The sequence below is a fragment of the Pseudomonas sp. HS6-2 genome, from assembly GCF_049325675.2.
GTDB lineage: Bacteria > Pseudomonadota > Gammaproteobacteria > Pseudomonadales > Pseudomonadaceae > Aquipseudomonas > Aquipseudomonas putida_N.
The window spans coordinates 764,325-787,915 of the sequence record NZ_CM143906.1; the positions used below are offsets into that span (position 1 = coordinate 764,325).

Genomic DNA, 23,591 nt, shown 5'->3' on the forward strand with positions numbered 1-23,591 from the left:
GTGCGTGGGAAACGGGGCAGGGTGTAGACTCAGTTTGTCCACACGGCCGAAAGGGATATGTTCCAGGTGATCAGCGCGCAGGTTTTATCCACAACCAGCCTTGCCGTGGGCTGGCTTGGCTACGTGCCGTTGCTGATCTGGGCAGCCAGCCGCACGCGCTGGGTCGAGTTGGTGACCGACCGACGCCGCCAGCACCTATTGTTTGGCACGGTATTCTGCCTGTTTGCCCTGTGGCTGGTCAGGCGCGATTTCGATACGGGCGTGTCGTATCACTTTATCGGCATGACAGCGGTGACCTTGTTGTTGGACTGGCCGCTGGCCGTTGTGGGCGGTTTCCTCGCCCAATTGGGGTTGCTGGCGCTAGGGCGGCAGGACCTTGCGGCGCTTGGGGTCAACGGCTTGCTGTTGGTGGGCTTGCCGGTGCTGATCACCGAGGTGTGTGCGATCCTGGTCGAGCGGGCGCAACCGCGCAACCTGTTTGTTTATATCTTCTGTTCAGGTTTTTTCCCCGCTGCGTTGACGGTGCTGATCTGCGTGCCGGTGGCGTTGGGGGTGTTATGGCTGGATGGTCGCTTTGCGCTGCCGGAGTGGCTCAGCGATTTTATCGGCTACCTGTGGTTGATGATGTTCCCGGAGGCGTTCATCAACGGCATGGTGATCAGTGCCCTGGTGGTGTTTTGCCCGGAGTGGCTGGAGACATTCAACCGCACCCGCTATCTGCAGGCACCGTGGAAGGATGATGAGCGCTGATTTCTCTATTGGCTGTACCGGCCTTTTCGCGGGTGAACCCGCGAAGAGGCCGCCACAGGCAGGCTAGGATTCAGCTCAGTGCCGCGGCTCCAGATCCCCTGAGAACAGCTCATCTTCCGAATCCGGCGCCACCGGAATCTTGTGTTCTTCCGCCGCCCAGGCGCCCAAGTCAATCAGCTTGCAGCGATCGGAACAGAACGGCCGGAACGCGTTCTTCTCGTTCCATTCCACAGGTGCGCCACAGGTCGGGCAATCGACGGTCAATGGCTGGCTCATGGCTGGCCTCCTCGTAAAGTCAGGTAAAAGTGGTGCAGGCGGTCAATCTGCTCGTACAGTGCGGCCAAATCGCCGTCATTGACCACCACATCGTCGGCATGGCCCAGGCGCTCCTCACGGGCCAGCTGGGCCTTGAGAATGGCCTGCACCTGCTCGGGGCTGGTGTTGTCACGCGCCAGGGTGCGCGCCACCTGCAGTTCCTGCGGTACATCGATCACCAGCACGCGCTGGACCTGCTGGTACTGGCCCGACTCGATCAGCAGCGGCGACACGTACACTGCATAGGGTGATTCAGCCTTGGCCAGGTAACTGAAGATCTCCTGTCCGATCAACGGGTGCAGCAGTTGCTCCAGCCACTTGCGCTGCGCCGGGTCGGCGAAGATCAGCTGGCGCAAGGCCGCACGATCAAGCTGGCCATCGTCCTGCAGCACGCCGGGGCCGAAGCGCTCGACGATGCTGGCCAGTGCCGGGCGGCCGGGCTCGACCACCCAGCGCGCCGCCTGGTCGGCGTCGACCAGGTGCACGCCAAGTTCGACGAAGCGCTCGGCGGCGGCGCTCTTGCCGCTGCCAATACCGCCGGTCAGCCCGAGAATCCAGGGGGTGAAGGCCTTGGTGGTCATCACATTCCAAACAGTTGCAGGTAGAAGGCGTATATTTCATCACCCCAGAGCACAGCAATCCACCCCGCAATGGCCAGATAAGGGCCAAAGGGTATTGCCGTGCCGACGGATTGCCTGCGCACGCGCAACAGGCACAGGCCCGCCACCACGCCGATCACCGATGACAGCAGCAATGTCACCGGCAATACCTGCCAGCCGCCCCAGGCACCGATCAGCGCCAGCAGCTTGAAGTCGCCATAGCCCATGCCCTCCTTGCCGGTGATCAATTTGAACACCCAATACACCGACCACAGGCTCAAGTACCCTGCCACCGCGCCCCACAGCGCACGGGGCAACGGCACCACGGTGTCGAAGGCATTGACGATCAAGCCCAGCCACAGCGTCGGTAGCACCAGCACATCGGGCAATATCTGCTGGTCATGGTCGATCAGGCTCATGGCCAGCAGGCTCCAGGTCAACAGCAGCAGGGCCAGCGCCTCAATGCCTGCGCCGGAATGCCAAGCCACCACCATCGACACCAGCGCACAGGCCAGCTCAACCAGTGGATAACGCGCGCTGATCCGCTGCTTGCACGCCGAGCAGCGCCCGCGTAATGCCAGGTAACTCAGTATCGGGATGTTCTCCCAGGCGCGGATCGCATGCTTGCAATGCGGGCAGTGGGAAGCGGGGAGGGACAGGTTGAAACGCTCGTGCTCGGTGGTCGGCAGGCCCAGCACCTCCTGCGCCTCACGCTGCCACTGGCGTTCGAGCATGATCGGCAGGCGATGCACCACCACATTGAGGAAGCTGCCCACCAACAGGCCTAGCACAGCCGCCAGGGTGATGAAGTACGCCGGCTGCTCGGCCAGCAAAGTCCACGAAGTCATGTTCAGATCAAGCTTCCCAACTGGAAGATCGGCAGGTACATCGCCACCACCAGGCCACCAACCAGCAAGCCCAGGATCAGCACGATGGCCGGCTCTAGCAGGCTGGTCAACTGGTCCAGCGTCTGGCTGACCTGTTCCTCGTAATGGCTGGCGGATTTCTCCAGCATCTGGTCCAGCGTGCCGCTGGATTCACCGATGGCGGTGAGTTGTACCAACAGTGGCGGAAACAGCGGTTCAATCGCCATCGCCTGATTCAGCGCCTGCCCGTTGGCCATTCCCTGGCGCAAGCGCTGCACCGCCTGCTCGTGCAGGTCGTCACCGCAGGCCTTGGCCACGGTGACCAGCGCATCCAGCAACGGCACCCCGGCAGCATAGGACGTGGCCAGGGTGCGAGCGAAGCGCGCCAGGGCCGCCTGGCTCAACAGCCTGCCAAACACAGGAAGGCGCAAGGCCTGTGCAGTTAGCCACAAGCGTGCTGGCGCATGCTTCTGATACAGCCGGGTCAAGGCGAGTCCCAGGCCAACCGCGGTTATCAACAGCAGCGGCGCATAGCGCCCCAGGCCTGTGGACAAGTCGATCACCCACTGCGTGAAGGCCGGCAGCGCGGTATCGAAACCGGCAAACAGGCTCTCGAAACGCGGAATTACCTCTAGCAACAACACCGCCGAAACCCCCAATCCGGTCAGCAGCAGCAGTAACGGATAGAGCATCGCCTTGCGCACGCGTTTACGCAGTACCTGGCGCTGCTCCAGCATCCCCGCCAGTTGTTCCAGCTGCCGATCGAGCGTGCCGGACTGCTCACCCACGCGAATCAGGTTGCAGTACAACCCATCGAACCACGCCGGGTGCCGCTGCAGTGCATCCGCCAGCCCCAGGCCCGAAGCCACATCCCGTTTCAATTTTTCCAGCAACGCTGCCTGCCCCGTACTGCAGCCGCTGCGCCCCATCACCTCGAAGGCCTGCAGCAGCGGCACCCCGGCCTTGAGCAAGGTCGCCAGCTGCCGGCTAAAGCCTGCAGGGTCAGTCTTTTCCCGAGCCCTTGGCAAACGCCATTCAAACCCGCCAGCCGCCCGCAGGCTGAGCACGCGAATGCCCTGGCGCTGCAAGCCGGCCCGCGCATAGGCCGGGCTGCGCCCGCTGACCTGGCCGCTGACATCGGCGCCGCTGGCATCGGTGCCGCGCCAGGTATAGAGGTGTGTGGATGGGTTCATGCAAAGGTCCTTTTCTGCCCGTGCGACAAGCCTGGAAACAGCTTGCCGCGTCCATGAGTGGGCGTGCTTCCGTGATGCTCACTAGAGTAGTTCAGCGAAGATGACGCCCTGGCGGGCAGGGGTGACAAAAGGTTTCTGTTCAGGCCTACTGCGCCGCTGCCAGCTGGGGGCGAACCTGACCCCCATGAGTACACGTATCAAAAGGAAATCGTTCATGAAAGGGCAACGCGGTATCACCCTGATCGAACTGATGATCGTCGTCGCGATCATCGGCATTCTGGCGACCATCGCCATCCCGATGTACACCAACCACCAGTCCCGCACCAAGGCTGCGGCCGGGTTGCTGGAGATCAGCGCGCTGAAGACAGCGATGGAGCTGCGGTTGAATGAAGGCAAGGATGTGGGGAGTGTGGCTGAGTTGGGTGGGCAGCCGGCTACGGCGAACTGTGCGATCACGGTGAGCAGCAAGGCGGCTGACGGGACTGGGACGATTGCGTGCACCTTGGCTGATGCGCCGGCCAATGTGGTTGGCAAGAGCCTGACCCTGACCCGCTCGCCTGCTGGCTGGAGCTGCACCACCAACATCGAGGAAGACCTCGCGCCGAAGGGCTGCAAAGCGTCCTGAGGGGAGGGGAATAAGGCCGGGGAAACAGGGGTTTACGCGGCGGGTGTGGCAGTGGTACGTTGCGCTACACGCCGGTGTAGCTCAGTCGGTAGAGCAGCGCACTCGTAACGCGAAGGTCGTAGGTTCGATTCCTATCTCCGGCACCATCCAGCTGTTCCGATACGTCTCCCCTTGTATACGGAACCCCATGAAAAGCCCGCCAAGTGCGGGCTTTCTTGTTTCTACCTGTCTCGTTCTGTCTCTAGGCATATACCGATTTTAGGTATACGTTAGGGTATACGCCGGTTCGACGAGAAAACGTATACCTATGGCACGCACCGTTACGCCCCTCTCAGACCCCAAATGCGAGGCCGCCAAGCCGCGGGACAAGGACTACACCCTGTTTGACGGCCAGGGCCTGTTTCTGCTGGTCAAGAAGAACGGCAGCAAGATCTGGCGCATGAAGTTCAAGCGCCCGGATGGCAGGGAGGGGCTGGCCACCTTCGGCAACTACCCCGCATTGACGCTCAAAGCCGCCCGTGAGCGCCGGGCCGAAGCGCTGGAATTGTTGGCGCATGGCAAAGACCCGATCGAGAGCGCCAGGCAGGTGAAGGTCGAAGCGGCGAATGCGAGGGCCAACACCTTCGGCGTGCTGGCCAAGGACTGGCATGAGGCCTGTTCCAAGAAATGGTCACCAGGTCATGCCGCGACGGTGTGGCGGCGGATCGAAACTTACCTGCTCCCGGCCTTGGGCCAGCGCCCGGTGGCCGGCCTGAAGACCCGCGACCTGCTGGCGCCGCTCAAGGCGGTGGAGAAGCGCGAAGTTCTGGATACCGCTGGCCGGCTACGGCAGTACATGACCGGAATCATGCGTATGGCCGTACAGCACGGGCACATCGACACCAACCCAGCGGTGGACCTCCAGGGCGCAACCGCCACACGCAAGACTGTCCACCGGCCTGCGCTGGCGCTGGATCGGCTGCCTGAGCTGCTGCAAAGAATCGACAGCGACACCGGCAGGCCGCTGACGCGATTGGCCACCCAGCTCACCCTGCTGGTCTTTATCCGGTCCAGTGAGCTGCGGTTCGCTCGCTGGCCAGAGATCGACGCCGGTCGCTCCATGTGGGAGATCCCCGGCGAGCGCCAGCAGATCGAAGGCGTGAAGAACTCGCACCGCGGCTCCAAGATGAGCACGCCCCACCTGGTACCTCTCAGTCGTCAGGCTCTGGCCACGCTCGAGCAGGTGCGCCAGCTCACCGGGCGTTTCGACCTGGTGTTCGCCGGTGATAGCAATCACTGGAAGCCCATGAGCGAGAACACGGTGAACAAGGCGCTTCGGCGTATGGGTTACGACACCAAAACCGAAGTGTGCGGCCACGGGTTCAGGGCTATGGCCTGTTCCGCCCTCGTCGAGTCGGGACTGTGGAGCAAAGACGCGGTGGAGCGCCAAATGAGCCACCAGGAGCGTAACAGCGTGCGGGCGGCGTACATCCACAAGGCCGAATACATCGAGGAGCGCCGGCTGATGGTTCAGTGGTGGGCGGACTACCTCGATGCGAACCGCGAGAAGCACGTTACCCCATACGACTACGCGCATCGTGCTGAGCTGAATGCCAATGTGGTGCCGATCAAGAGGGCCTGAAGCGGGCCTTCCATTGCCCACATAGGCAGATATAGACTCAATGCCATTACTGTTTGAATAGCCAGTATTTGGGCTGGTGTGGCCTATCAGAGTCTTTTTTGCCTAGGGCATTTGAGATCGAATCAACTCGAGAGTACCGGAATGAGCAGAACCTACTACGACCAAAAATTGAAGTTTTTCGTTATTGGCATGCTTGTTGGCACGGTTGAGCTGGCTCTTTTTTTGTACATGAAAAGAAATATTGGTGAGGGTGTGGCGTGGGCTATTCATGGCGGCTTATTAGGGATGGTGTGCGCCGCTTGGGGTATGTCTAATCTCCTAAAAAATATTCACAGAATTGATGAAGAAGAGGCTGGTGTAGTTGCCCAGAAAACTACATTGACATTGCCGCAGCGAAGTCCAGTGACATACGAAGTGACTCCTGGTGCGGTGACTTTTCCATACGCCACCAAAGCATTGCATGCGGCGAGTGCGGCCGCTTCGAAATTTTGGGTGGATTACGACCCCGATCGCCCACCGCTGCAAAAAACCGTGCAAAGCTTCCTTGTGGATCAAGGAATCCCAGTGCGTCAGGCCGTTGAGCTCGCCAGTGCGATCAAGCCTGACAGTATGTCAGAGGCCCCTGACACCCAGGCCTGAAGCGGTCGCGGCGGCATGACATGTTGACATGTCGCAACGTCAGATATTCCCGTCATTAAGATCGACATTGCAGCCTGTTTTCCGTCCTCATCAACAACGAGAAACAGGTATGACCAACATTCTTCATTCGTCGCCAGCGGTTGCTGATGTTCGATCGTTTTGCGATCCGGCCACTACCCTGATCCGTATTCCAGAAATGGAGGCAATCACGGGTTATAAGCGCCCAACCATTTACAAGCGGCTCAAAGATGATCCGAGCTTTCCCAAGCCGGTACCGCTGAGTAATAGTAAGTCTCGCGGAGCTCCGGTTGCGTGGGTTTTGGCCGAAGTTCAGGAGTGGGTGCGCCAGCGCATCGCATTGCGCGAGGTGGCCTAAAATGAAAAAGGCCACGATCCCCGAAGAGAAACGCAGCCAGTCGCAAGGCGATATTACCACCAGCGCCAGCCCCGCCCAACTGCTGGAGACTGCCCCAACCAAGATCGCCCGCGTCCTGGTGTACGTCCGCCACTTCGGCACCCTCAATCGCTTCGAGGCGCCGCGCTGGGTCGGTGACACCTGCCTGAACTCGACCATTCCCGTGCTGGAGAGCAGTTACGGCCTGGTGTTCGAGCACATCCCCGAGAAGTCGCCCAACAACTGGGGCGAACCCTGCGACTGTACCCGTTACCGCCTGCTGGAAAGCTCGCATGAGCACGCGGACAAGGTGCTGGCGCTGATGTTCAACCGTGCGGCAAAACGCCAGAAGGTGGCCGCATGAGCGCTCGTATCGTTCCACTCGACTACGAAGGCCAGGCCGTGCGGTTCAACGGTGACGGCTGGCTTCATGCAACCGAGATTGCCGACCGTTTCGGCAAGCGGCCAAACGATTGGCTTAGCCTCCCCTCGACCATCGAATACCTGGAAGCACTCAACCGTCGCACCGTTACCGGATCATCTGGTAACGCCTGGTCGATGACCAAGCGCGGCGGTAAAAACCAAGGCACCTGGCTTCACCCGAAGCTGGCCGTAGCCTTCGCCCGGTGGCTTTCGGTGGACTTCGCTGTTTGGTGCGATGAGCAGGTAGAAGCCCTGCTGCGCGGTGACATGAAGTCCTGGACCAACGCCCGCCGTGAGGCTGCCATCGGCCACAAGGCCGTGTGTGACGCCATCGCGCTCAACTGTGAAGCCCACGGCAAGACGCCGCAGAAACACCACTTCATCAACGAATCGCGGCTCATCAATCAGGTTATCACCGGCTCATTTTCGGGCCGGGATCGTGACCAGTTGAACGCTGCCGAACTGGAAATTGTCACCCTGGCCGAGCTGCGCGATTCGGGGCTGATCTGCGCGGGTATGACCTATGCCGAGCGCAAGACCAACCTGCTGGCCTACGTCCGTAAATTGCAGGACAAGCACCAGCGGAGGATTGCCGCATGAATTCCGCCATCCACCCAGCGCTGCCGTTGTCCAATCTGAAACAGGGGGTTGCATCCACTCCCGCCCGCATGTATCGTCCGGTCGTCGCTGCAAATTCAGCGACCGGGTTTGGCGACCCGATCAGTAAACGGCGCATAGGCGCCCCCATGACGATTGCAGGCGCTTTTTTTGCGCTCGCAGCTTCGTGTTATGGCGGCTGTGCGCGGGAGACCTTCGGGTCTGCCGGGTTCCGTTTACCCCGGTTCGCCAACCTGCGCACAGCTGCCACCATAATTCGTTTGGCGACGATCCGTGGCAGCTCCATTCAAGTAAACGGAGCTGTACCCGTGCAAGACGCTATCGCTGTACCCGTAATTCGTATCCGCGCCGCTGCCCACCGCGCAATGGCCATCGCTGCCCTTCACGCCGACTCCAGCCTTGCCACGCGCCTCAAGCGCTACAACGCCGCGATGGCGAAAGCTCGTGCCCTGGAAGCCGCAGGGGGTGCGCTGTGATGTTGCATACCTTGCCAGCCACCATGACCCTTGAAGGCGAGGTGCTTTCAGAGGCGGTGCTCGACGCTCGTGCCATGTGCTCGATGAACTTTGCCAGGGATGAATTCAACAAGCTTTACGAGCTGCTCTATCCCATGTGTTCGAGCCATGAGGAAGGGCCGATGTGCGACATTGCGCGGCATCTGGAGCAGGTCCGAATTTTCAGCCGTAATTTCTGCTGGGCGCATCGCCACCTGGGAGCCTCGTATGGCGTTGTAGGCGAGCGCGCAGGCATGGATGACGAGGTGATCGTATGACCTCCAACATCCACATGCCTGACGACACTCAAGACGATCTGCGCGACGTACAAAGCGTGCTGGTGCTGCTGAGCATGGCCCTGGCGGTGATCGCCGCGCCCACCACGCCAGTCATCCTCGCCCGCGTCACCGCCGTGATGGCGCAGCACACCGCTATGGCCTGGGCAGAAATGCTGGCCGGCGTGATCGCTGAGCAAGGGGGTGACCTGTGAAGACCGATACCACCTTACGCATCACCCGCACGCAATATCGTGGTTTCGCCGAGATGGCCAAGGAGAGCGGCCTGGCTTTGACGATTGCCACGTTCACTGAGCTTGGTGGCATCTGGGGCGAATACAGCTGCTGGGCGCAGCCGATTGTTCGTGACGCTTTGAGCGATCAAGCCCAGCGTGACGAGCGGGTTGCTATCAAGCTGGCTACCAGCATCAATGCGAGCCGTTTCCGCAGCGCTGCTCGCCCGGAAATCGACTGGTCGGCGCTGGATGACAGTGAGATTTATCCATTCATCTTGCATCACGAGATTGGCCACCACCTCGACAACTTCTCGCTCTGGGACTTGATCCTCGCTCCCGATCAGGTCGTAGGCGACCAATGCCACAAGGTGATGTACCGCGTGAACGAGATGCTGGCAGACCGTTATGCGTGGGAGCAGGTGCGGCCTGGCGAGCCACTGCCGCTGAGCGAGACGGGTAAGCGCATGCAGGAGGTAATGGCCTATGACCTGGATCTGTTGCAAAGGCACCTCCCCCGGAAGCGCAGAAAGCCCAGGGCATTGCCGGGCGGCCAGTACGCCTACGTGCCTGCCTCGATGCTGAAAACCGAGGAACTGGCCGCATTCGTCGGGCCGCACGTCTCCCCGGCGCTGATTGAGCACACCCGAAACCACCGCCGCGTTCATCGCCGCGACTCCAGACTGAGGGGTTAAAAATGACCAGTTTTCAACAGCGCCTCGCTGCGCTGACGGGATCGGCTTGCCCGGAGAAAGCCACCGAGCTGTTTTACGTGAGTCATCCAAAGGCCGAACGGGCCTTACTGGGGCCGTTCTTGAGCCAGGCCGACGCCGAGTGCGGGCGCGTAGTTTTGCGTAGCGCCGATGCCGTTGTGACTTCAAGCCTGGTCGAGTCGCTGGACGAGCTGACCTACTGGCACGCGGTGAACAATGGCCAGGTCTGCCGGGCCTTCGCTGGCGTCGGGGGGTGAGCCATGAGTAAGGTCACGCCGATTCGCCGCAAGGGTGCCGGTGGTCCACCGTCTACTGGCGCTCACATCGACAGCGCCAGCTATTTGTTGCTGGCTCAGACCCTGGTGGGTTTCTTGGAGCTGCGCATTGCCGAGGGTGATGCGGGCCGCCACTGCCCCGAGCTGGAGCGCCTGACCCAGCAATTGGAACGGCTGGCCAAGCGCTTCACGCCTCCGCAGGGGGCCGCATGACTGATCCTGTGATCTTGTTCCGTGACGTGCTCCAGTCGGCCTATGGTCCGCTCGACTGGCTGCCCCTGGACGATGGCGACATTCACCGCTTCCACGTCCCCGGCGACAAGCCCGGCACGCTCAATGGCTGGTACTGCCTGTTTGCTGATGGCATTGCCTCGGGCGCGTTCGGGAGCTGGAAGACGGGCGGCACCAACACCTGGTGTAGCCGTGAACCGGTGGACGCCCGCGAAGCTGAGCAGGTGCGCCAGCGCATCGAGCAAGCCCGGCGCCAGCGGGAGGCCGAACGGCAGCGGCGCCAGCTCAGAGCGGCCGGCCTGGCGCAGCGCTGGTGGCGTGATGCCCGTCGTGCTGATCCGGCCCACCCCTACCTGGTCGCCAAGGGCATTCGCGCCCATGGCCTGCGCCAGCGTGGTGACGACCTGCTGATCCCGCTGTACGCCGGCGGCGTGCTGGTGAACCTGCAACGGATCGCCCCGGACGGCGACAAGCGCTTCCTGTATGGCGGGCGCATCAAGGGCGCCTATTCGCCCCTGGGACGCATCACGCCAGGCAGGCCGTTGTGTATCTGCGAAGGCTGGGCCACGGGCGCCACGCTTCACGAGAGCGGCTACACGGTCGCTTGTGCGATGAACGCCGGGAACCTGAAACCGGTGGCGGTGGCGCTACGGGCCGACCACCCCGGCACCGAAATCATCATCGCCGGCGACGACGACCGCGAAACCGAGGCCGAGGGCAAGGGTAACCCGGGGCGCACCGCCGCCCATGACGCCGCAGCCGCATGTGGTGGTCTGGTGACTTTCCCCGAGTGGCCGGCCGATGCGCCGCTGACCCTTTCCGACTTCAACGACCTCGCCGCCTGGAGGTGCCGCCATGCGTCCGCCTGATAACAACGTCATCAACCTGCGCCCCGAAGCGCCCAAGGTCGAGCCTGATCGCCCGTGCTGGGGCGTGTACGAACACTGGGTAACCAATGAGAAGGGCCGCAGGCTCAAGCCCGGTGTGTACTGGCACGGCTTTAAGCGCAGCGCCGGCGACGACGACAACGACGACGACAAGGCCGACCGCCCCATCACTGACGAGTGGATCGCCACGCCCGTGACCGTCGCCGCTCGCACCACCAACAGCGATGACGGCAGCGAAGGCCGGTTTCTGCGCCTGCTCACCGACAGCGGCCCCAAGGAATGGATCATTCCCATGGAGGTGTTCGGTGGGAGCGGCGAGGACGCCAGGCGGACGCTGTTCGGCATGGGCGTCATCATCGCCTTGAAGAAGCGCGGCCAGTTCATGGAGTACCTGCTGGACCAGCGCCCTGCAGAGGTGTTCTCGACCACCTGCCGGCCCGGCTGGCATGAGTCAGGTGCCTTTGTGCTGCCTGGGCGCACCATCGGCAGCGACAAGGTGCGTTATCAAGCCAGCGCCAAGGGGCAAAACCTGTTCAGTGTGCGCGGTAGCCTGGACGGCTGGAAGGTCGAGGTAGCGGCCAAGTGCGAGGGCAACCCTGTGCTGACCCTGGCCATTGGCTGCGCCCTCGCTGGCCCGCTGCTGAGCCTGGTGGGCGTGCTGGGTGGCGGTGTTCACCTGGTGGGCGACAGTTCCAGCGGCAAGTCGCTGGCGCAATTGATCGGCTCGTCTGTATGGGGCGACCCGGGCATCTTCGCTGCGTCCTGGGATATGACCAAGGGCGGTCTGGAAATCGAGGCATCGAGCCGCAACGACACCATGCTGCCCCTGGACGAGATCAAGCGGGCCGACCCCAAGCGCGTCCAGGAAATGGCTTACTCCCTCGCCAACGGCCAGGGCAAGGGCACCATGACCCGCGACCGGGAGGCCCGAGGCAAACTGAGCTGGCGCCTGCTGGCGCTTTCCAGTGGTGAGCGGTCCCTGTCCGAGCACGCGGCCATCAGCGGTAACGCAGCCCATGCTGGCGCTGAGCTGCGCATGGTGGATGTGAACGCCGGTACCCGTACGCATCGCGCCTTCGATGAATTGCACGGCCTGGAGGGCGCCGACTTCCACCGCCAGCTCACGGTGGCCGTAGGAGCGAACCATGGGCACATCGGGCCGGCCTTTGTGGAGAAGCTGCTGGCCAGCGATGACCGCCCCGGCCTGCTCGAGGACTTCGCCGGTATCCGCGCCCAGTTCGTCGAGGACAACGCCCAGGCCGGGCGGGTGGCGGATCGCTTCGCGGTGATCGCGCTGGCGGGCGAAATGGCCATTGCCTACGACCTGTTGCCCTGGACACCGGGCACCGCTCTGGCCGACTGCCAGTTGCTGTACGGCGAGTGGCTGAGTCGGGTGGGCGGTGGCAATGCCGAAGACCGCCAGATCCTGGCCGGCATCCTCGACTTCATCGACAAGCACGGCAGCAGCCGGTTTTCGGACGTAGAAGACCAGACGCCGGACACCAAGGTGTTCAACCGCGCAGGGTACTGGGAGGTGGTTGGCACCAAGCGGCTGTACCTGTTCAACAAGTCCGCACTGACTGAGGCCGCCCATGGTCACGGGCTGGCGCGGGTCGTGAAAGCGCTGGAAGGCGCTGGTGCTCTCGCCAAGCACGATACCGACCGGGACAGCCGCAGGACCAAGAAGTACCGCCTGCCTGCTGGTGGGTCTGCCCGCCTGTACGTGATCGATCCCGACGCCATGGATAGCGAAGGCGGTGGCCTATGACCGTAATCACCACCCAACGCCAATGCCCGAATCCACAGGAACCTAAAAACGTGGGGAACAGGGGGAACGGGGGAACAGCCAGTAAATACGCGCCCTGTAGCCGTTCCCCCTTATTGAAGTGTTGGGGAACAGGGGGAACACAACCATGTTTTTAAATATAAGCACCTGTGGGGCAACATCTGTTTGGTTATCACCGTTCCCCCGTTTTTCGGGTGGGGAACACGTACCCCCTCTGGAGGCCCCGGAAACACTGGGTGTTCCCCGCGTTCCCCCGTTCCCCCGATTTTTTTTCACAGACACATTTGGGCGTTATGGGAATCCGGGTGGGGTGACGCCATGAGCCTCCTATCCGACCTGCTCAATCACATGCCGCCGAACGATGCTGGCGCAGGCAAACCACCCATGGCGAAACGCGCCCCGGATCGTCCGCGCCTGGTGCTGTTCGAGCCTGCGCCATTGTCATCCAGCCCCTACGCCAACGCCGCCAATGCCACGGCTGAATGGCGCCAGGCCCGCGACCAGTACATCAGCCATGTCATGACCTGCCGGGGATGCTATGCGCCTGGTGGTCGCCATTGCCTGATCGGTACCGAGCTGCGCGCCACCTACGACAACACGCCCATGGAGGCACACCCATGACGCCCACACCGACCATGCGCCTGTGCGATATCGCCGCGAAGCCAGGTATCAGCGCCAGCACGCAACTCATCACCACCCGGCGTATCTGCCGCAACATCGGCCGCAACCTGGATTCGATCCACGCTGAGCGACGTGCCATGCGCCGCCAGGCGGGCAAGCTGAAAGCGTTCTTGCCGTTCACCCGCCAGGCCATTGCCGATCTGGAGCAACAGGCACAGGCGCACCGAGAGGATGAGCGCAGCAAGGCCGTGGCCGCGCTGGCCGGATTCGGCCAATCACTGCTGTTCGACCATAACGGGTTGGCTGCTGCTCTGGGGTTCGAGCGCATGTGCGATCTGCTGAGCGTGAACACCGTTGAGCGCGAGCAGGCCAGGCGGGAGGGCGTCACTAGCCTGGAAGACCTGGTGTTCGCTCATGCGCTGGAGGACAGCGCAGAACGCCGGGGGCAAGAGTGGAATGACGCGCCGCTGTTCAACGCCTGCCATGCGGCGATGGCGGACTTCATCAGGGATTGCCCCGATGGAGTGTTGCCTGACCCGTTCGCCCCTGGGGCGCCACTCGGGCCGAAGCTACCGCCCACTCTGAGGGTGGTGTAAGCCATGGTCATGCTGAAACAGGCTGATTCAGCCGAAAAGATGAGACACCGGGTTTCAGACGATCAGCGCCGCCTGGTGCTGGACCTGCGCCGCCGTCACTCGCTCCGTGAGGTGGCCGAGATCACCGGCCTGCCGCTGGGAACGGTGAAGACCCTGGTTTCACGATCCGGGGCGTTCCGCGACAACGAGCAGCACCGCGTCCTGTTCACCCTGCCGTCGATCAGCGCCAGCACCGAGACCCTGCCGAGCGTGCCCGAGCTGCCGCCGCAGGAAGTGGTCACCGGCGACAAGGAGGTGGATGCGGTGCTGTGGTTGCGCTCGATAATCAGCACCGGCCAGGCCGCGCTGATTGATCGGGCCATGGAAGGCGCCAAGAAGATCAGGACGCCGCTCGATGTGCTGGAGAAGCGGTACCGGGATTACCTGGTGGCCACCAACCCCGGGCACCCATTCGCCGCCATGTCGTCATTCGGCTTCGCTGATCTGGATGCGCTGGCCACTCGAGCCATCGAGCGGCACCGGCTGAGGCTGGAGGGGGCTGCTCGCTTTGGTGATGCCCTGCTGGCCGACACCGAGGCGGAATCGTTCTGTATCGCAGCGCTGCGCGGGCTGGAGGCTACCGGCCATCTCGGTGACTTCGATAAGGAACAGGTCGCCGCCCGGTTTAACGCCCACCCTGACATGTTGCCTCACACCTTGGCGGACTGCCTGTACGAGCTGGGCTACTGGGACCACCTCTACCGACTGCGCAACGCCGTCGACCGTGACGCCAGCGACGGGCCGCCCGAGGCGACGGCACGGGATTGGTTTGTGTTCGGCCTGCTGGCGCAGATCAGGCCCCGCGACAAGCCCGAGGCGCTGGCGGTGTTCCGCTACCTGGTCGCCAGCCAGCGCGACGACATGGCGGAGTCAGAGGCAATTCTTTGCAACCTGATCGGGTGACCGGCCCGATCAACCACACCACCGGGCATCTGCCCACAACAAGCGCCAGCGGCGCCAGAGGTACCCATGACAGAACCAAGCAACAGCAGCACCTCACAGCCAACACACCGTGAGCGCTTTGCGGAGGCCTGCAAGAGCACGGACTTCGAAGAGCACCCAACAATGGTGGCCGGTTACAAGGTCTGGAACGTGTCCGACATTGTGAAGGGCGGGCGTAAGGACTTCGATGGCCCGTACTTCACCGAGGAAGAGGCGAAGATCGCAGAGGAGCTTTGGCAAGCAACACCAGAGCGCAAATGCGCTCGTGCCGAGGTGACCTTTCACTGCGCAGCCTGGAACCCGAACCCAGTGTATGAAAAGGCCATCCGAGAGGATGCGATGGCTGCTCGCATGATCCTTGCCGAATTGATCGGTACCGATATTCCAAAATCAAGCGCCGCTGGCGCACCGAGGGCCTGAACCATGGCAGCTACAGCAGCTCACTACACACCAAAGACCAAAATCCGCTTACTAGGCTTCCTTCGAAAAAAATACTTCAAGGAGCAGAGTTTTCTGCTGGACCGGGGCGACACGCGGGAGGCGGTAAAGGCGATCGACGTGAACTATCCGGGCTTCGCCCAAGACGTGGCCGATGCTGAAAGTCGAGGGCTGCGGTTCGCGATTTTCAAAAATGGCAAAAACATCGGACAGGATGAACTAGACCTGGGCGGCGCTCGGGAGCTTTGGTTCGTGCCTGTGATCCATGGCAGTAAGCGGGCAGGTCTTCTACAGACAGTGATAGGTGTAGCGTTGATTGTCGTGGCTTCGTTCATGACCGCGGGGACAGCCGCAACGGCAGTCATGGGGGCCGGCATTGCAAATACCGCTGGAGGCGTAATCCAGATGCTTAGCCCGCAGGCTGGTGGCCTTTCTCAGAGCGGCGCACCAGAGAACCTTCCTAGTTATGCGTTCGGCGGCGCCAAGAATACTGTGGCGAGTGGCAACCCCGTACCGATCTGCATTGGCCATCGACGCTGGGGCGGAGCGATCATTTCTGCCTCGATTCGCGCGGAGGACAAGGCATGAACGTAACTGAAAGAATCAGTCTCGCAATCAAAGCTATCGCTCAAAAAGATTACGTCCAGGTCCGACAGTTGATAGACAGCTGCCCCACAGAGCATGTGGAAGTCGCAAGCCTGGAGTTCCTCAATACGACGAGAATGCTGTGTCGTGTAGCCCAGCTGTTCGAGTGCGACATGCGCGGGTTAGCGCTGAACTTAGCCAGTACAGCTACACGGGACAACGCTGGGGGGGTCACCGATTGCCTCGATCAGATTGCCGCAGCACATCAGGCCTTCACCGAGTTTTGCGATGATTTCAATGTGTGCGTAGATGACCTGCTTGGAACAGTTGGCGGCCATCATCCTGCTGTGGCGTATATGATCGGCATATCTCCAGAACCACAGGCGGATTTGGTGGGGCACTGGCGGCAAGCGTTTGCTGTTGCTGCAAGTGGGGAGGTGCTAGGCGAGAAGCGTCACTGATTGGGCTTTGCTCAAGCGCATGGTAGGTTCCAGTTTTCTTCGTAATGGATGACTGCCCCATGCGGTGTATGAGCCTCGCTTTAATCTCAGCCGTTGCCCTTTCGTTTGCCGGGTGTTATTCGCCCGGCGAGCTGATCCAGAAGGGGCCCACCTATGCTGCTCAGACTCACAAGTCGCCCAAGCAATATGCCTTGTGTGTTTTTCCTCAATGGCAGGAATCGAGGCCGGATGCGACCTTGAGCGAGACTGAGAACGGCTACAGGTTGTTGAGCGGGAACGACATGAACACCAATGAAATTCTGCAAATCAGCAAAGCGGCCAGCGGGAGCGATGTTAAGTTCTATCAGCGCTCATATCTCGACTTTGGGGCAGGGAAGGCGACGGCGCTGGAGTCGACAAAGAATTGCCTGTGACTGTTACCGCGCCACGAAATGCGACCTCACAGTTTTGTGGCGCGAGACAGACCAAAACATCTCACTCAGACCATATCGTCTGTCTCGTTGAGCTGGCCATGCGTAGTGGTAACCAACGCTGGTAACCGCACCTGGTAACCAGCCTGGTAGTGGCGCCCGATACTCTCCGCGCCAGCGCCAAACCTCAACATTTCTCAACAGGCGGAAGGGTTGGCCAGCCCCGGCCAGGCACTAACATTTGCTAACAGGGTGGGAGCCCGGCGGGCGGTGCTGGGCCGCTCCGATGTCAACATTTGTCAACGTCTGGCCGGGGCGCTGGCGCGGAACCGATCACTCGGTATCCACCCTGGTATCCACGAAATAGCAGCTCCAGCAGGCAGTGCCCTGGCCTGGTTCGTGCAGCGCTTCACGCTCGAATCGTCACGCAGTCGGAGTGCGCAACCCTGCGACGGTGCGCAGCCAGGTACGCACTGTTAGTACGCATTCTGGCGCTGGTGCTGGGGCAGTTCGCACCGGTGGTTCGCGCCAGGTTCGCAACCCCCATGGCGCGAACCTGGTTGTGGGTCACTGGTAGACGGGCCCAAACATCCCTGAGCTGATGAGAGCCTCCCATACCTTCTTCATTGCTTGACCGGTTTCCTGGCCTACGAAAAGCGATGATCTGCGCCCATATGGTGAACCTAGGATGTAGGGGCGCATCGTCTCCCATGTTTCCGCCACCTGCGAAGATCTCCACGTAGGAACCTCTTTCTCCAGAAACAGTGGCATGGCGATCGCCAGGGGGATCATTGAGCCCTCAAGCTCAAGCCCCCATTCGCATTTTACAAGTATGGGCTGAGCATCCGGGCTATAGAACTGAACATCCAGAGATTCGGCAGTGATAGTAGCGACGTTTTGATTTGGTAGCGCTGCTACCGAGTCGAATACTCGCTGACCTCGCTGGCTATCGCGATAGGGGCAGGTAATGAAGCCATTGGCAAAAAAGACCGTGTGATCCAAGCCGCTGTATCCGCTTTCCCTACTTGGCAACCGGGCCAGTTCACGGTGTTCGGGGCTATGGCTGGAAACCAAAGGATGCCAGGACGGATATGCATCTACGACGGGGCCGATCTCTTCTACGATCTCTGCTAGCCGATTGCGGCTCCGTGTCGCTTGCTGTGCGTTCGTGTTGATTGATCGTGGGATCAGATACCTCACCGCATCTTCATATCGGGTTCGCGCTGCTTCATCTGCTCGAAATGCCATGGTTGGCCTCGCGGTCTTGGTGATTTAGCGCAATAATCAAATTCTACGCATGAAATGTCAATTTAATGCGAGGCCCCATTATTTCATGCTGGCGTACGTCATGCTCGCAGCTCAGCGCCAGCCGATCAAATCTCAGGTTTTTTCAGGTACCACTGTGTCGAAATCCACACGGTAGGCTGGCCGGCGTAGCTTTACCGGGCCTTTACCGAATGTGAGACAGGCATGAGACGGAACCCGCATGGTCTGGGCGCCCGATGCCAGGTGCCAAGCCATGCCGGTAAAAGCGGTGGCCGGCGCCGTCTCACATTGTCAGTGGTGCTGGGCGCTTCTTTGACCACGCTTTGACGGAACACGGGCTAGGCAGACGGCAGTAGCCCCTGTGGCTGGGCGTCTGAGGCCTTTCCGGTGCTGGAGGTCGTCAAAGTAAAGGCCTTGGCAATGTCGTACCCCTGACAGACCCCTGACGGATTTTGGACCGCTTTGGACGGATTGGCGCAGGCTTTGCGTGGTGGTGCTGGCACTATGGCGCGTGATGGCTGGGCTGCCAGTCTGGTGGCGGGCTGCTCCGGCCGTAAGCTCGTCCAGAGTTGCCAGGTGAAACTAGACCCGCACTAGACCGCGATAGACGGTGGTCGGTGGCCCGACTCGCTGGATCACTTGCCGGGCCTGGCCTGGGCCCATGCGTGAGGGGCTGGCGCGGGCAATCCCGTCTAGTACAGAGGCCGGAATTCTGGACAGGCTCTGGACGGATCAGGACCAGCACCAGCAGATGGAATGTCGTGGGAGCGGTGATTTTCCTGATGCGCGGGATGGTGGCCACCATCGACCGGCGTCTACTCGTCCAGAATGGCCAGGGGCGGCGAAATTCTTGACAGGCCTTGACGGAATCCTTGACAGGGCCTTGACGGATTCAGCCACTGGCGCTTGAGCAGGATTGGCTGTAAGCCTTGCTGTGCAAGGGCTGGCGCTGTATCCGATTGACCTGTGGGAGCGGAGACCGTCAAGAATTTCCAAGTGTGCTCGTCAAGAGAAATCGGGCGGTTCAGAACCTGACAAAACCTGACATGCCGGGCCTGCAAAGGGGGTGGCCAAAGTGATCCACCCCCTGCGCAGCGGGCCATGGTCACCACCACTGCTAAGGGATGGTGGAGATCACCACGCCCTTGCGGCAAAGGTATCTCCGAGACGGAGATGCCCCGAAAGCTCGGGGCATCGCCTGGGGCTGGCCAGCCTTGGCGAAACTACCAATTCCAGCAGTCTCGACTGATATTGGTAACCTCGCGCCGCGATGGCGGTAACGCCAGCATCGTTACCTGGCATACGGCTGGCGCGATTTCTCCGGTTTGAAACCGGACTATTGCCGAAGATCAAAACAGGCCACATCGCCCGACGCGGGCCTGCTGATCTGCCTTGATGTGGAAGACCCTGACAGCAGGCCGGAGCAGGTGGCCGGGCAACCTAGTGCAAACTACCCGGATACTGGGCAGTTATCAGATAATCAGGCGCCACCACATCGAGGGCCGCACCATGTCCGTTATCGACTGCGACTACTTACCCGCCCAGGAACCCATCCAGTTTCCGCCTGAGCTGGCGCTACTGATCGTAAGAAAGGCCGCCGCCATGGCCGAGGCATTCGAGAGCAAGGCGCTCGACCAGATGACCATGGACGCCAGCCGAGCGCTTCGCAATGGAATGGAACCGCGCAGGATCATCAGGCAGATGGGGTTGTAGATACCGGCAAACTTTCCGGCATCCGGCCGGGCGAGGGGTTGCTGTCATAGCAACGCCTGTGCGCCTCCAGCGATTTGGGGTATTCAAGCCCGGCTATACACAACCCCCTGGCCATCGCTTAAACAATGGCTATACACAACCCCCCAAGCATCGTCCAGTTACACGCTCTTGGCATCGAGCTGCTTAGGAAGGATGATGGCCCAAAGCCGCTAAGTTCAGAGGGAGCAGCTGTGACATGAGGTCCGATGATGAGGAGTACAAGCTGTACGAGAAGATCTACCTCGCTGAGGCTGACCGTAAGGAGAAGTTAATCTCCAGGCTGAATCTGCCGCTCGCGTTGATCGTAGCTCTTTTGAGCTTCCTCTCCTACCTGCTTCCCAAAGCCCCGCCGACAGAAACCACCGCGGGAATCTACTTCTGGATTCTGTACTTCGGGGCAGGGATATTCGTTGTCAGAGCGATGTGGCATTTCGCCTGGGCGTGGCGTGTCCGTTTCGATGACCTCGCTATACCGGTGGCCGAAAAGCTAGAGGCACATCGGAAGACGCTGATCGATTACTACGACGGAAGCGTCGAGCAGGCAAACAGCTTCTTCATGCAGATCATGATGGATTACTACGTCATGGGAGCAACGAGGAATGCCACCAACAACGATCGACGAAGCAACGAGCTTGACGGTTTGTCGAAGAACGTCATCTACGCTGTGATTTGGTCGATGATCTCCTTCCTGCCGATCTACATATCTACCCACCCATAGGAGCACTTCATGTCCGAGCAAAAGCCGCCGCCACCGCCGCCGCCACCGATGAGAAACATCAAGAGTGATGTTGATCTACCAAGGCGCGTACCCCCGCCACCTCCGCCGCCACCGGCCCCGAAGAAGGGGTAATGACAAGCCCTCTTAGGAGGGCTCGTTCATGGTTCACCGTCGGGGTACTTTTCGGTTTAGGTATATGTTTAGGTATACAGTGGTGGCTTCATGCTACCTGGAGGCCTTGTTTTACTGGGCTAAAGGTGCCCGATTCGACTCCTGTCTCCGCACCAGACATTCTTTTCGCGGAGTATCTCCAAGATCCGTGAAAGCCAATGAAACCGCCCCGTGGGCGGTTTTCTTTTGCCTGTGATTTTTCGTCTCTTCTCGGCTCCGAGGCTTGCACCCAACAACGGGTCGAATTCCACATTTCGACGTGCCTTTTCCACTTAGGGTTGCGCGGATTTCGAGATAATGCTTTTATATAGAAAGCTTAAGCCCAATGAATACGGGCTCAAAATCCAAAAAATTCGAGATAATCTCATAGCCGCTTAGAGATAATTCAGAGATGCCGCAATTTTCTCACCACGATCTCCAGTTGCTGAACCCCTCCTTCGACTCACCCTTGGTCGACGTGTTGAGCGAGCTTGAGTTCCTGCGCAGGTTACGGCTAGAAGGCGACACCCCGGCACCGGTTTTCTTCCAGCTCAAAGACATCTTCCATACCTTGGAGAGCTTGGGATCTGCGCGCATCGAGGGTAACCTCACCACCCTGGCGGACTACATCGACAGCAAGGTCGAAGGCACAGCGGAAAGCACCGATCAGTTGCTGGAGGTCGCCAACATCGAGAAGGCGATGGATTACATCGAGCAGGTGATGCAGCCCGGCGTGGCTCTGACGGAGCACATGATCCGCGAGCTGCACGCCATGACGGTGGTCGATCTGCGTCGCGAAGGAGACCGCGCACCCGGTGCATACCGTGAAGGGCCGGTGCGTATTTCCCAGTCGGATCACCTCCCGCCCGAGGGGCTGCTGGTGCCGCAGTACATGCAGGAATTGGTCAGCTTCATCAACCGCGACGATTCGCCGAAATACGCATTGATGAAGGTCGCCCTGGCGCACCATCGCTTCGGCTGGATTCACCCATTCGGTAATGGCAACGGACGAGTGGTAAGGCTGCTCACCTACGCGCTGATAATGAAGTATGGCTTCAATGTGAACGTGGGCGGCAGGGTACTGAATCCGACGGCAGTGTTCTGCAACGACCGGGAAAAGTATTACTCCATGTTGGGGATGGCCGATAGAGGTACAGCGGCGGGGCTGGAGGCATGGTGTGTTTATGTGCTTGAGGGCATTCGTGATGAGCTGGAGAAAGTGGATAAGCTCACCCAGTATGGCTACCTTACAAAATCGGTTCTGTCCCCAGCCGTAAGTTATGCGCGCAGCCGAGAATGGATCACCTCAGTCGAAGAGCAGATTCTGGTCTGTGCGATAAACATGAAAGTTGTGAAATCTGCCGACATTGCACAGGCAGTCCCAAAGCTCACTGCGGCCCAACGTACCTACCAGATCAAGAATCTGGTGGAGCAGGGGATGCTGCTACCGGTCAGCCCGGGGTCAAGGCAGTACACGATCGGTTTCTCGAACAATTATTTGATACGGGGCGTGATCAAAGCGTTGAGAGACCAAGGTTTCATCCCAGAGCCACTCGATAGACCGTGAAAGCACCTTCTACCCTCATTCCCGAGGCAATCCAGTTACCCGCTGAAACAATCGATTAAGGCAGAAAGTTAGACCCTCCAAGACAAATTTCCGAGGATAAACCCGATGACTGTAATGGCGCGTTTCGGGTATGGCCTGCCAGCAGTTGGCCCCCGATTCTGGCAGCGTTGAAGCTGGCGCTCACTGGCGTAGGGACAGTCAGTAGGCCCCACCATATGGCCGATGATTCGATTGGGTTCTGACGCGTTGGATCGTGTATCCGGAAACTAAAGAATTGCTGCGACTGCGGCCTCGGTAACATCCACGTGCGACCGGGAGAAGGTCGCCTTCTCTTTTGCCTCATCGATCTGGCTTCGCCGACATATCAAATATTGGGGCGAAGCAGAGCTTTAGTCGCTCTTATTCTTCCTACGTCCTGTGTTGCCTTTCTGAATGACGCAGGCGCTTGCGAAAGCAGCCTCGTGGGGATAAATTGCCCCAGTCGCGGCCATTTCCGCGACCGGGTTTGGCGACCCGTACGAAAAGGCGCAACGGCGCCCCGACCACGATTGCAGGCGCTTTTTTTGCGTCCGCAGTTTCGTGTAATGGCGGCTGTGCGTGGGAGACCTTCGGGTCTGCCGGGTTCCTTTTCCTCGGTTCGCCAACCTGCGTACAGCTGCCACCCTAACCGTTTGGCGACGGTCAGCGTGGTGCTTCAACCGAAAAGGACCTCATGCATGCTCATCCGAAGCCTATCCAGGATCCTCGCATCCGTTCTCCGCCGCCGCCCCGCGCCGGCTCCCAAACCTCACCGCTGCTACCCGATCTGCGATCTGGCTCGTCCCACCTCCAACCCAAAGGTGGTGCCCCATGACTGACCAGGAACGCTTGTCCACCATCCAAAGCTACGCTTGGACCCTCGAACTGCTCGGCGAAGCCTTGGTCCAGCACGATGAGGTGCTGGAGTGCGAACACAACCCTTACCTGAGCTTCCGCAACACCGCAGGCATCCACCAGGCAATCCGGATCATCAGCCGGCTGGCCAGTGAGCAATGCGGGAAGATGATCGACCCCAACGAATTGAGCGATCTGGTCGATTGAATGGCAACAGTGCTGTCGCCAGCCTACAG

The 23,591-nt window shown here is 60.5% G+C and carries 31 protein-coding genes and 1 tRNA gene; 27 read left to right on the forward strand and 5 right to left on the reverse strand.

From position 1 onward, the window contains the following. The first annotated feature begins 57 nt into the window (after positions 1-57). Positions 58-750 carry an energy-coupling factor ABC transporter permease gene (locus tag ACOKS3_RS03480; protein WP_422763296.1) on the forward strand — a complete coding sequence of 231 codons (693 nt, stop codon included), beginning with the start codon at positions 58-60 and terminating at the stop codon, positions 748-750. A gap of 75 nt (positions 751-825) precedes the next feature. Here the strand turns inward: ACOKS3_RS03480 and yacG are convergent, their stop codons facing one another. Genes yacG through ACOKS3_RS03500 form a run of 4 tightly spaced genes read right to left on the reverse strand, consistent with a single transcriptional unit; the run spans position 826 to position 3,723 of the window. Further along, positions 826-1,026 (reverse strand): DNA gyrase inhibitor YacG, encoded by a 201-nt coding sequence (gene yacG, locus ACOKS3_RS03485; protein WP_103445771.1) that lies wholly within the window; start codon positions 1,024-1,026, stop codon positions 826-828. Further along, the gene (gene coaE, locus ACOKS3_RS03490; RefSeq protein ID WP_103445770.1) at positions 1,023-1,646 is read right to left on the reverse strand and encodes a dephospho-CoA kinase; all 624 of its coding nucleotides are present in this window, start codon (positions 1,644-1,646) and stop codon (positions 1,023-1,025) included. The genes yacG and coaE overlap by 4 nt, the downstream gene beginning before the upstream one ends. Beyond that, on the reverse strand, positions 1,646-2,512 hold the full coding sequence (locus tag ACOKS3_RS03495) for a prepilin peptidase (RefSeq protein ID WP_422763297.1): 867 nt from the start codon (positions 2,510-2,512) through the stop codon (positions 1,646-1,648). The genes coaE and ACOKS3_RS03495 overlap by 1 nt, the downstream gene beginning before the upstream one ends. A 2-nt stretch (positions 2,513-2,514) precedes the next feature. Next, complete coding sequence (locus ACOKS3_RS03500; RefSeq protein WP_422763298.1) at positions 2,515-3,723, reverse strand: type II secretion system F family protein; 1,209 nt, start codon at positions 3,721-3,723, stop codon at positions 2,515-2,517. A gap of 214 nt (positions 3,724-3,937) precedes the next feature. On the opposite strand from ACOKS3_RS03500, the gene ACOKS3_RS03505 reads away from it, so the two are divergent. From ACOKS3_RS03505 to ACOKS3_RS03610, 22 genes are all read left to right on the forward strand, one after another. Next, on the forward strand, positions 3,938-4,348 hold the full coding sequence (locus ACOKS3_RS03505) for a pilin (protein WP_103445767.1): 411 nt from the start codon (positions 3,938-3,940) through the stop codon (positions 4,346-4,348). 70 nt (positions 4,349-4,418) lie between these two features. Continuing rightward, positions 4,419-4,494, forward strand: a tRNA-Thr gene (locus ACOKS3_RS03510). Between the two features lie 161 nt (positions 4,495-4,655). After that, positions 4,656-5,969, forward strand: coding sequence for a tyrosine-type recombinase/integrase (locus ACOKS3_RS03515; protein WP_190977232.1), 1,314 nt, complete (start codon positions 4,656-4,658; stop codon positions 5,967-5,969). A gap of 141 nt (positions 5,970-6,110) precedes the next feature. Further along, complete coding sequence (locus ACOKS3_RS03520) at positions 6,111-6,608, forward strand: hypothetical protein (RefSeq protein ID WP_102081575.1); 498 nt, start codon at positions 6,111-6,113, stop codon at positions 6,606-6,608. Between the two features lie 109 nt (positions 6,609-6,717). Then, complete coding sequence (locus ACOKS3_RS03525; protein WP_102081576.1) at positions 6,718-6,984, forward strand: helix-turn-helix transcriptional regulator; 267 nt, start codon at positions 6,718-6,720, stop codon at positions 6,982-6,984. Position 6,985: 1 nt separating this feature from the next. Further along, positions 6,986-7,366 carry a hypothetical protein gene (locus ACOKS3_RS03530; protein ID WP_190977233.1) on the forward strand — a complete coding sequence of 127 codons (381 nt, stop codon included), beginning with the start codon at positions 6,986-6,988 and terminating at the stop codon, positions 7,364-7,366. Beyond that, positions 7,363-8,025: a KilA-N domain-containing protein gene (locus ACOKS3_RS03535; RefSeq protein WP_190977234.1), complete on the forward strand. Its 663-nt coding sequence runs from the start codon at positions 7,363-7,365 to the stop codon at positions 8,023-8,025. Before ACOKS3_RS03530 ends, ACOKS3_RS03535 begins: the two co-directional genes overlap by 4 nt. Beyond that, entirely contained in the window at positions 8,022-8,519 is a 498-nt protein-coding gene (locus ACOKS3_RS03540) for a hypothetical protein (protein WP_190977350.1), read from the forward strand. Before ACOKS3_RS03535 ends, ACOKS3_RS03540 begins: the two co-directional genes overlap by 4 nt. Then, complete coding sequence (locus ACOKS3_RS03545) at positions 8,519-8,815, forward strand: hypothetical protein (protein ID WP_422763299.1); 297 nt, start codon at positions 8,519-8,521, stop codon at positions 8,813-8,815. The genes ACOKS3_RS03540 and ACOKS3_RS03545 overlap by 1 nt, the downstream gene beginning before the upstream one ends. After that, a complete protein-coding gene (locus ACOKS3_RS03550) occupies positions 8,812-9,027 on the forward strand; it encodes a hypothetical protein (protein WP_422763300.1) in 216 nt (71 codons plus the stop codon). Before ACOKS3_RS03545 ends, ACOKS3_RS03550 begins: the two co-directional genes overlap by 4 nt. Continuing rightward, entirely contained in the window at positions 9,024-9,740 is a 717-nt protein-coding gene (locus tag ACOKS3_RS03555; protein WP_422763301.1) for a hypothetical protein, read from the forward strand. The genes ACOKS3_RS03550 and ACOKS3_RS03555 overlap by 4 nt, the downstream gene beginning before the upstream one ends. Before the next feature lie 2 nt (positions 9,741-9,742). Next, positions 9,743-10,015, forward strand: a complete 273-nt coding sequence (locus ACOKS3_RS03560) for a hypothetical protein (RefSeq protein WP_422763302.1) — start codon at positions 9,743-9,745, stop codon at positions 10,013-10,015. A 3-nt stretch (positions 10,016-10,018) separates the two neighbouring features. Then, positions 10,019-10,246 carry a hypothetical protein gene (locus tag ACOKS3_RS03565; RefSeq protein WP_422763303.1) on the forward strand — a complete coding sequence of 76 codons (228 nt, stop codon included), beginning with the start codon at positions 10,019-10,021 and terminating at the stop codon, positions 10,244-10,246. Continuing rightward, positions 10,243-11,133 (forward strand): toprim domain-containing protein, encoded by an 891-nt coding sequence (locus ACOKS3_RS03570; RefSeq protein ID WP_422763304.1) that lies wholly within the window; start codon positions 10,243-10,245, stop codon positions 11,131-11,133. Before ACOKS3_RS03565 ends, ACOKS3_RS03570 begins: the two co-directional genes overlap by 4 nt. After that, on the forward strand, positions 11,120-12,919 hold the full coding sequence (locus tag ACOKS3_RS03575) for a DUF927 domain-containing protein (RefSeq protein ID WP_422763305.1): 1,800 nt from the start codon (positions 11,120-11,122) through the stop codon (positions 12,917-12,919). Before ACOKS3_RS03570 ends, ACOKS3_RS03575 begins: the two co-directional genes overlap by 14 nt. Positions 12,920-13,255: 336 nt before the next feature. Further along, positions 13,256-13,558: a hypothetical protein gene (locus tag ACOKS3_RS03580; RefSeq protein WP_422763306.1), complete on the forward strand. Its 303-nt coding sequence runs from the start codon at positions 13,256-13,258 to the stop codon at positions 13,556-13,558. Continuing rightward, positions 13,555-14,154: a hypothetical protein gene (locus ACOKS3_RS03585; protein WP_422763307.1), complete on the forward strand. Its 600-nt coding sequence runs from the start codon at positions 13,555-13,557 to the stop codon at positions 14,152-14,154. The genes ACOKS3_RS03580 and ACOKS3_RS03585 overlap by 4 nt, the downstream gene beginning before the upstream one ends. A gap of 3 nt (positions 14,155-14,157) precedes the next feature. Then, complete coding sequence (locus ACOKS3_RS03590; protein WP_422763308.1) at positions 14,158-15,096, forward strand: prenyltransferase/squalene oxidase repeat-containing protein; 939 nt, start codon at positions 14,158-14,160, stop codon at positions 15,094-15,096. A gap of 66 nt (positions 15,097-15,162) precedes the next feature. Next, complete coding sequence (locus ACOKS3_RS03595; RefSeq protein ID WP_190977244.1) at positions 15,163-15,555, forward strand: hypothetical protein; 393 nt, start codon at positions 15,163-15,165, stop codon at positions 15,553-15,555. A 3-nt stretch (positions 15,556-15,558) separates the two neighbouring features. After that, on the forward strand, positions 15,559-16,161 hold the full coding sequence (locus tag ACOKS3_RS03600; RefSeq protein ID WP_054889938.1) for a tail assembly protein: 603 nt from the start codon (positions 15,559-15,561) through the stop codon (positions 16,159-16,161). Further along, the gene (locus ACOKS3_RS03605) at positions 16,158-16,619 is read left to right on the forward strand and encodes a hypothetical protein (protein WP_190977245.1); all 462 of its coding nucleotides are present in this window, start codon (positions 16,158-16,160) and stop codon (positions 16,617-16,619) included. The genes ACOKS3_RS03600 and ACOKS3_RS03605 overlap by 4 nt, the downstream gene beginning before the upstream one ends. Before the next feature lie 68 nt (positions 16,620-16,687). Then, entirely contained in the window at positions 16,688-17,032 is a 345-nt protein-coding gene (locus ACOKS3_RS03610; RefSeq protein WP_054889950.1) for a hypothetical protein, read from the forward strand. Positions 17,033-17,596: 564 nt separating this feature from the next. Here ACOKS3_RS03610 and ACOKS3_RS03615 read toward each other — a convergent pair. Continuing rightward, complete coding sequence (locus ACOKS3_RS03615; protein WP_190977246.1) at positions 17,597-18,277, reverse strand: hypothetical protein; 681 nt, start codon at positions 18,275-18,277, stop codon at positions 17,597-17,599. A 1,527-nt stretch (positions 18,278-19,804) separates the two neighbouring features. Here ACOKS3_RS03615 and ACOKS3_RS03620 point away from each other — a divergent pair. The 4 genes from ACOKS3_RS03620 to ACOKS3_RS03635 all read left to right on the forward strand — a co-directional run bounded on the left by ACOKS3_RS03620 (position 19,805) and on the right by ACOKS3_RS03635 (position 23,562). Further along, the gene (locus ACOKS3_RS03620; RefSeq protein WP_190977247.1) at positions 19,805-20,008 is read left to right on the forward strand and encodes a hypothetical protein; all 204 of its coding nucleotides are present in this window, start codon (positions 19,805-19,807) and stop codon (positions 20,006-20,008) included. Between the two features lie 235 nt (positions 20,009-20,243). Then, on the forward strand, positions 20,244-20,765 hold the full coding sequence (locus tag ACOKS3_RS03625; RefSeq protein WP_097156208.1) for a hypothetical protein: 522 nt from the start codon (positions 20,244-20,246) through the stop codon (positions 20,763-20,765). Positions 20,766-21,327: 562 nt separating this feature from the next. Next, the gene (locus tag ACOKS3_RS03630; protein ID WP_422763309.1) at positions 21,328-22,482 is read left to right on the forward strand and encodes a Fic family protein; all 1,155 of its coding nucleotides are present in this window, start codon (positions 21,328-21,330) and stop codon (positions 22,480-22,482) included. Positions 22,483-23,331: 849 nt separating this feature from the next. Beyond that, the gene (locus ACOKS3_RS03635; RefSeq protein ID WP_422763310.1) at positions 23,332-23,562 is read left to right on the forward strand and encodes a hypothetical protein; all 231 of its coding nucleotides are present in this window, start codon (positions 23,332-23,334) and stop codon (positions 23,560-23,562) included. Positions 23,563-23,591: the final 29 nt, after the last annotated feature.

What these genes read in the sequence shown, in the direction of transcription:
- ACOKS3_RS03635 (WP_422763310.1), top strand. Translation starts at nt 23,332, where the DNA reads ATGACTGACCAGGAACGCTTGTCCACCATCCAAAGCTACGCTTGGACC.
- ACOKS3_RS03605 (WP_190977245.1), top strand. Translation starts at nt 16,158, where the DNA reads ATGAACGTAACTGAAAGAATCAGTCTCGCAATCAAAGCTATCGCTCAA.
- ACOKS3_RS03525 (WP_102081576.1), top strand. Translation starts at nt 6,718, where the DNA reads ATGACCAACATTCTTCATTCGTCGCCAGCGGTTGCTGATGTTCGATCG.
- ACOKS3_RS03620 (WP_190977247.1), top strand. Translation starts at nt 19,805, where the DNA reads ATGTCCGTTATCGACTGCGACTACTTACCCGCCCAGGAACCCATCCAG.
- ACOKS3_RS03630 (WP_422763309.1), top strand. Translation starts at nt 21,328, where the DNA reads ATGCCGCAATTTTCTCACCACGATCTCCAGTTGCTGAACCCCTCCTTC.
- ACOKS3_RS03530 (WP_190977233.1), top strand. Translation starts at nt 6,986, where the DNA reads ATGAAAAAGGCCACGATCCCCGAAGAGAAACGCAGCCAGTCGCAAGGC.
- ACOKS3_RS03495 (WP_422763297.1), bottom strand. Translation starts at nt 2,512, where the DNA reads ATGACTTCGTGGACTTTGCTGGCCGAGCAGCCGGCGTACTTCATCACC.
- ACOKS3_RS03590 (WP_422763308.1), top strand. Translation starts at nt 14,158, where the DNA reads ATGGTCATGCTGAAACAGGCTGATTCAGCCGAAAAGATGAGACACCGG.
- ACOKS3_RS03570 (WP_422763304.1), top strand. Translation starts at nt 10,243, where the DNA reads ATGACTGATCCTGTGATCTTGTTCCGTGACGTGCTCCAGTCGGCCTAT.
- yacG (WP_103445771.1), bottom strand. Translation starts at nt 1,026, where the DNA reads ATGAGCCAGCCATTGACCGTCGATTGCCCGACCTGTGGCGCACCTGTG.
- ACOKS3_RS03610 (WP_054889950.1), top strand. Translation starts at nt 16,688, where the DNA reads ATGAGCCTCGCTTTAATCTCAGCCGTTGCCCTTTCGTTTGCCGGGTGT.
- ACOKS3_RS03575 (WP_422763305.1), top strand. Translation starts at nt 11,120, where the DNA reads ATGCGTCCGCCTGATAACAACGTCATCAACCTGCGCCCCGAAGCGCCC.
- ACOKS3_RS03515 (WP_190977232.1), top strand. Translation starts at nt 4,656, where the DNA reads ATGGCACGCACCGTTACGCCCCTCTCAGACCCCAAATGCGAGGCCGCC.
- ACOKS3_RS03600 (WP_054889938.1), top strand. Translation starts at nt 15,559, where the DNA reads ATGGCAGCTACAGCAGCTCACTACACACCAAAGACCAAAATCCGCTTA.
- ACOKS3_RS03550 (WP_422763300.1), top strand. Translation starts at nt 8,812, where the DNA reads ATGACCTCCAACATCCACATGCCTGACGACACTCAAGACGATCTGCGC.
- ACOKS3_RS03500 (WP_422763298.1), bottom strand. Translation starts at nt 3,723, where the DNA reads ATGAACCCATCCACACACCTCTATACCTGGCGCGGCACCGATGCCAGC.
- ACOKS3_RS03505 (WP_103445767.1), top strand. Translation starts at nt 3,938, where the DNA reads ATGAAAGGGCAACGCGGTATCACCCTGATCGAACTGATGATCGTCGTC.
- ACOKS3_RS03615 (WP_190977246.1), bottom strand. Translation starts at nt 18,277, where the DNA reads ATGGCATTTCGAGCAGATGAAGCAGCGCGAACCCGATATGAAGATGCG.
- ACOKS3_RS03540 (WP_190977350.1), top strand. Translation starts at nt 8,022, where the DNA reads ATGAATTCCGCCATCCACCCAGCGCTGCCGTTGTCCAATCTGAAACAG.
- ACOKS3_RS03520 (WP_102081575.1), top strand. Translation starts at nt 6,111, where the DNA reads ATGAGCAGAACCTACTACGACCAAAAATTGAAGTTTTTCGTTATTGGC.
- ACOKS3_RS03580 (WP_422763306.1), top strand. Translation starts at nt 13,256, where the DNA reads ATGAGCCTCCTATCCGACCTGCTCAATCACATGCCGCCGAACGATGCT.
- ACOKS3_RS03595 (WP_190977244.1), top strand. Translation starts at nt 15,163, where the DNA reads ATGACAGAACCAAGCAACAGCAGCACCTCACAGCCAACACACCGTGAG.
- ACOKS3_RS03560 (WP_422763302.1), top strand. Translation starts at nt 9,743, where the DNA reads ATGACCAGTTTTCAACAGCGCCTCGCTGCGCTGACGGGATCGGCTTGC.
- coaE (WP_103445770.1), bottom strand. Translation starts at nt 1,646, where the DNA reads ATGACCACCAAGGCCTTCACCCCCTGGATTCTCGGGCTGACCGGCGGT.
- ACOKS3_RS03545 (WP_422763299.1), top strand. Translation starts at nt 8,519, where the DNA reads ATGTTGCATACCTTGCCAGCCACCATGACCCTTGAAGGCGAGGTGCTT.
- ACOKS3_RS03625 (WP_097156208.1), top strand. Translation starts at nt 20,244, where the DNA reads ATGAGGTCCGATGATGAGGAGTACAAGCTGTACGAGAAGATCTACCTC.
- ACOKS3_RS03535 (WP_190977234.1), top strand. Translation starts at nt 7,363, where the DNA reads ATGAGCGCTCGTATCGTTCCACTCGACTACGAAGGCCAGGCCGTGCGG.
- ACOKS3_RS03565 (WP_422763303.1), top strand. Translation starts at nt 10,019, where the DNA reads ATGAGTAAGGTCACGCCGATTCGCCGCAAGGGTGCCGGTGGTCCACCG.
- ACOKS3_RS03585 (WP_422763307.1), top strand. Translation starts at nt 13,555, where the DNA reads ATGACGCCCACACCGACCATGCGCCTGTGCGATATCGCCGCGAAGCCA.
- ACOKS3_RS03480 (WP_422763296.1), top strand. Translation starts at nt 58, where the DNA reads ATGTTCCAGGTGATCAGCGCGCAGGTTTTATCCACAACCAGCCTTGCC.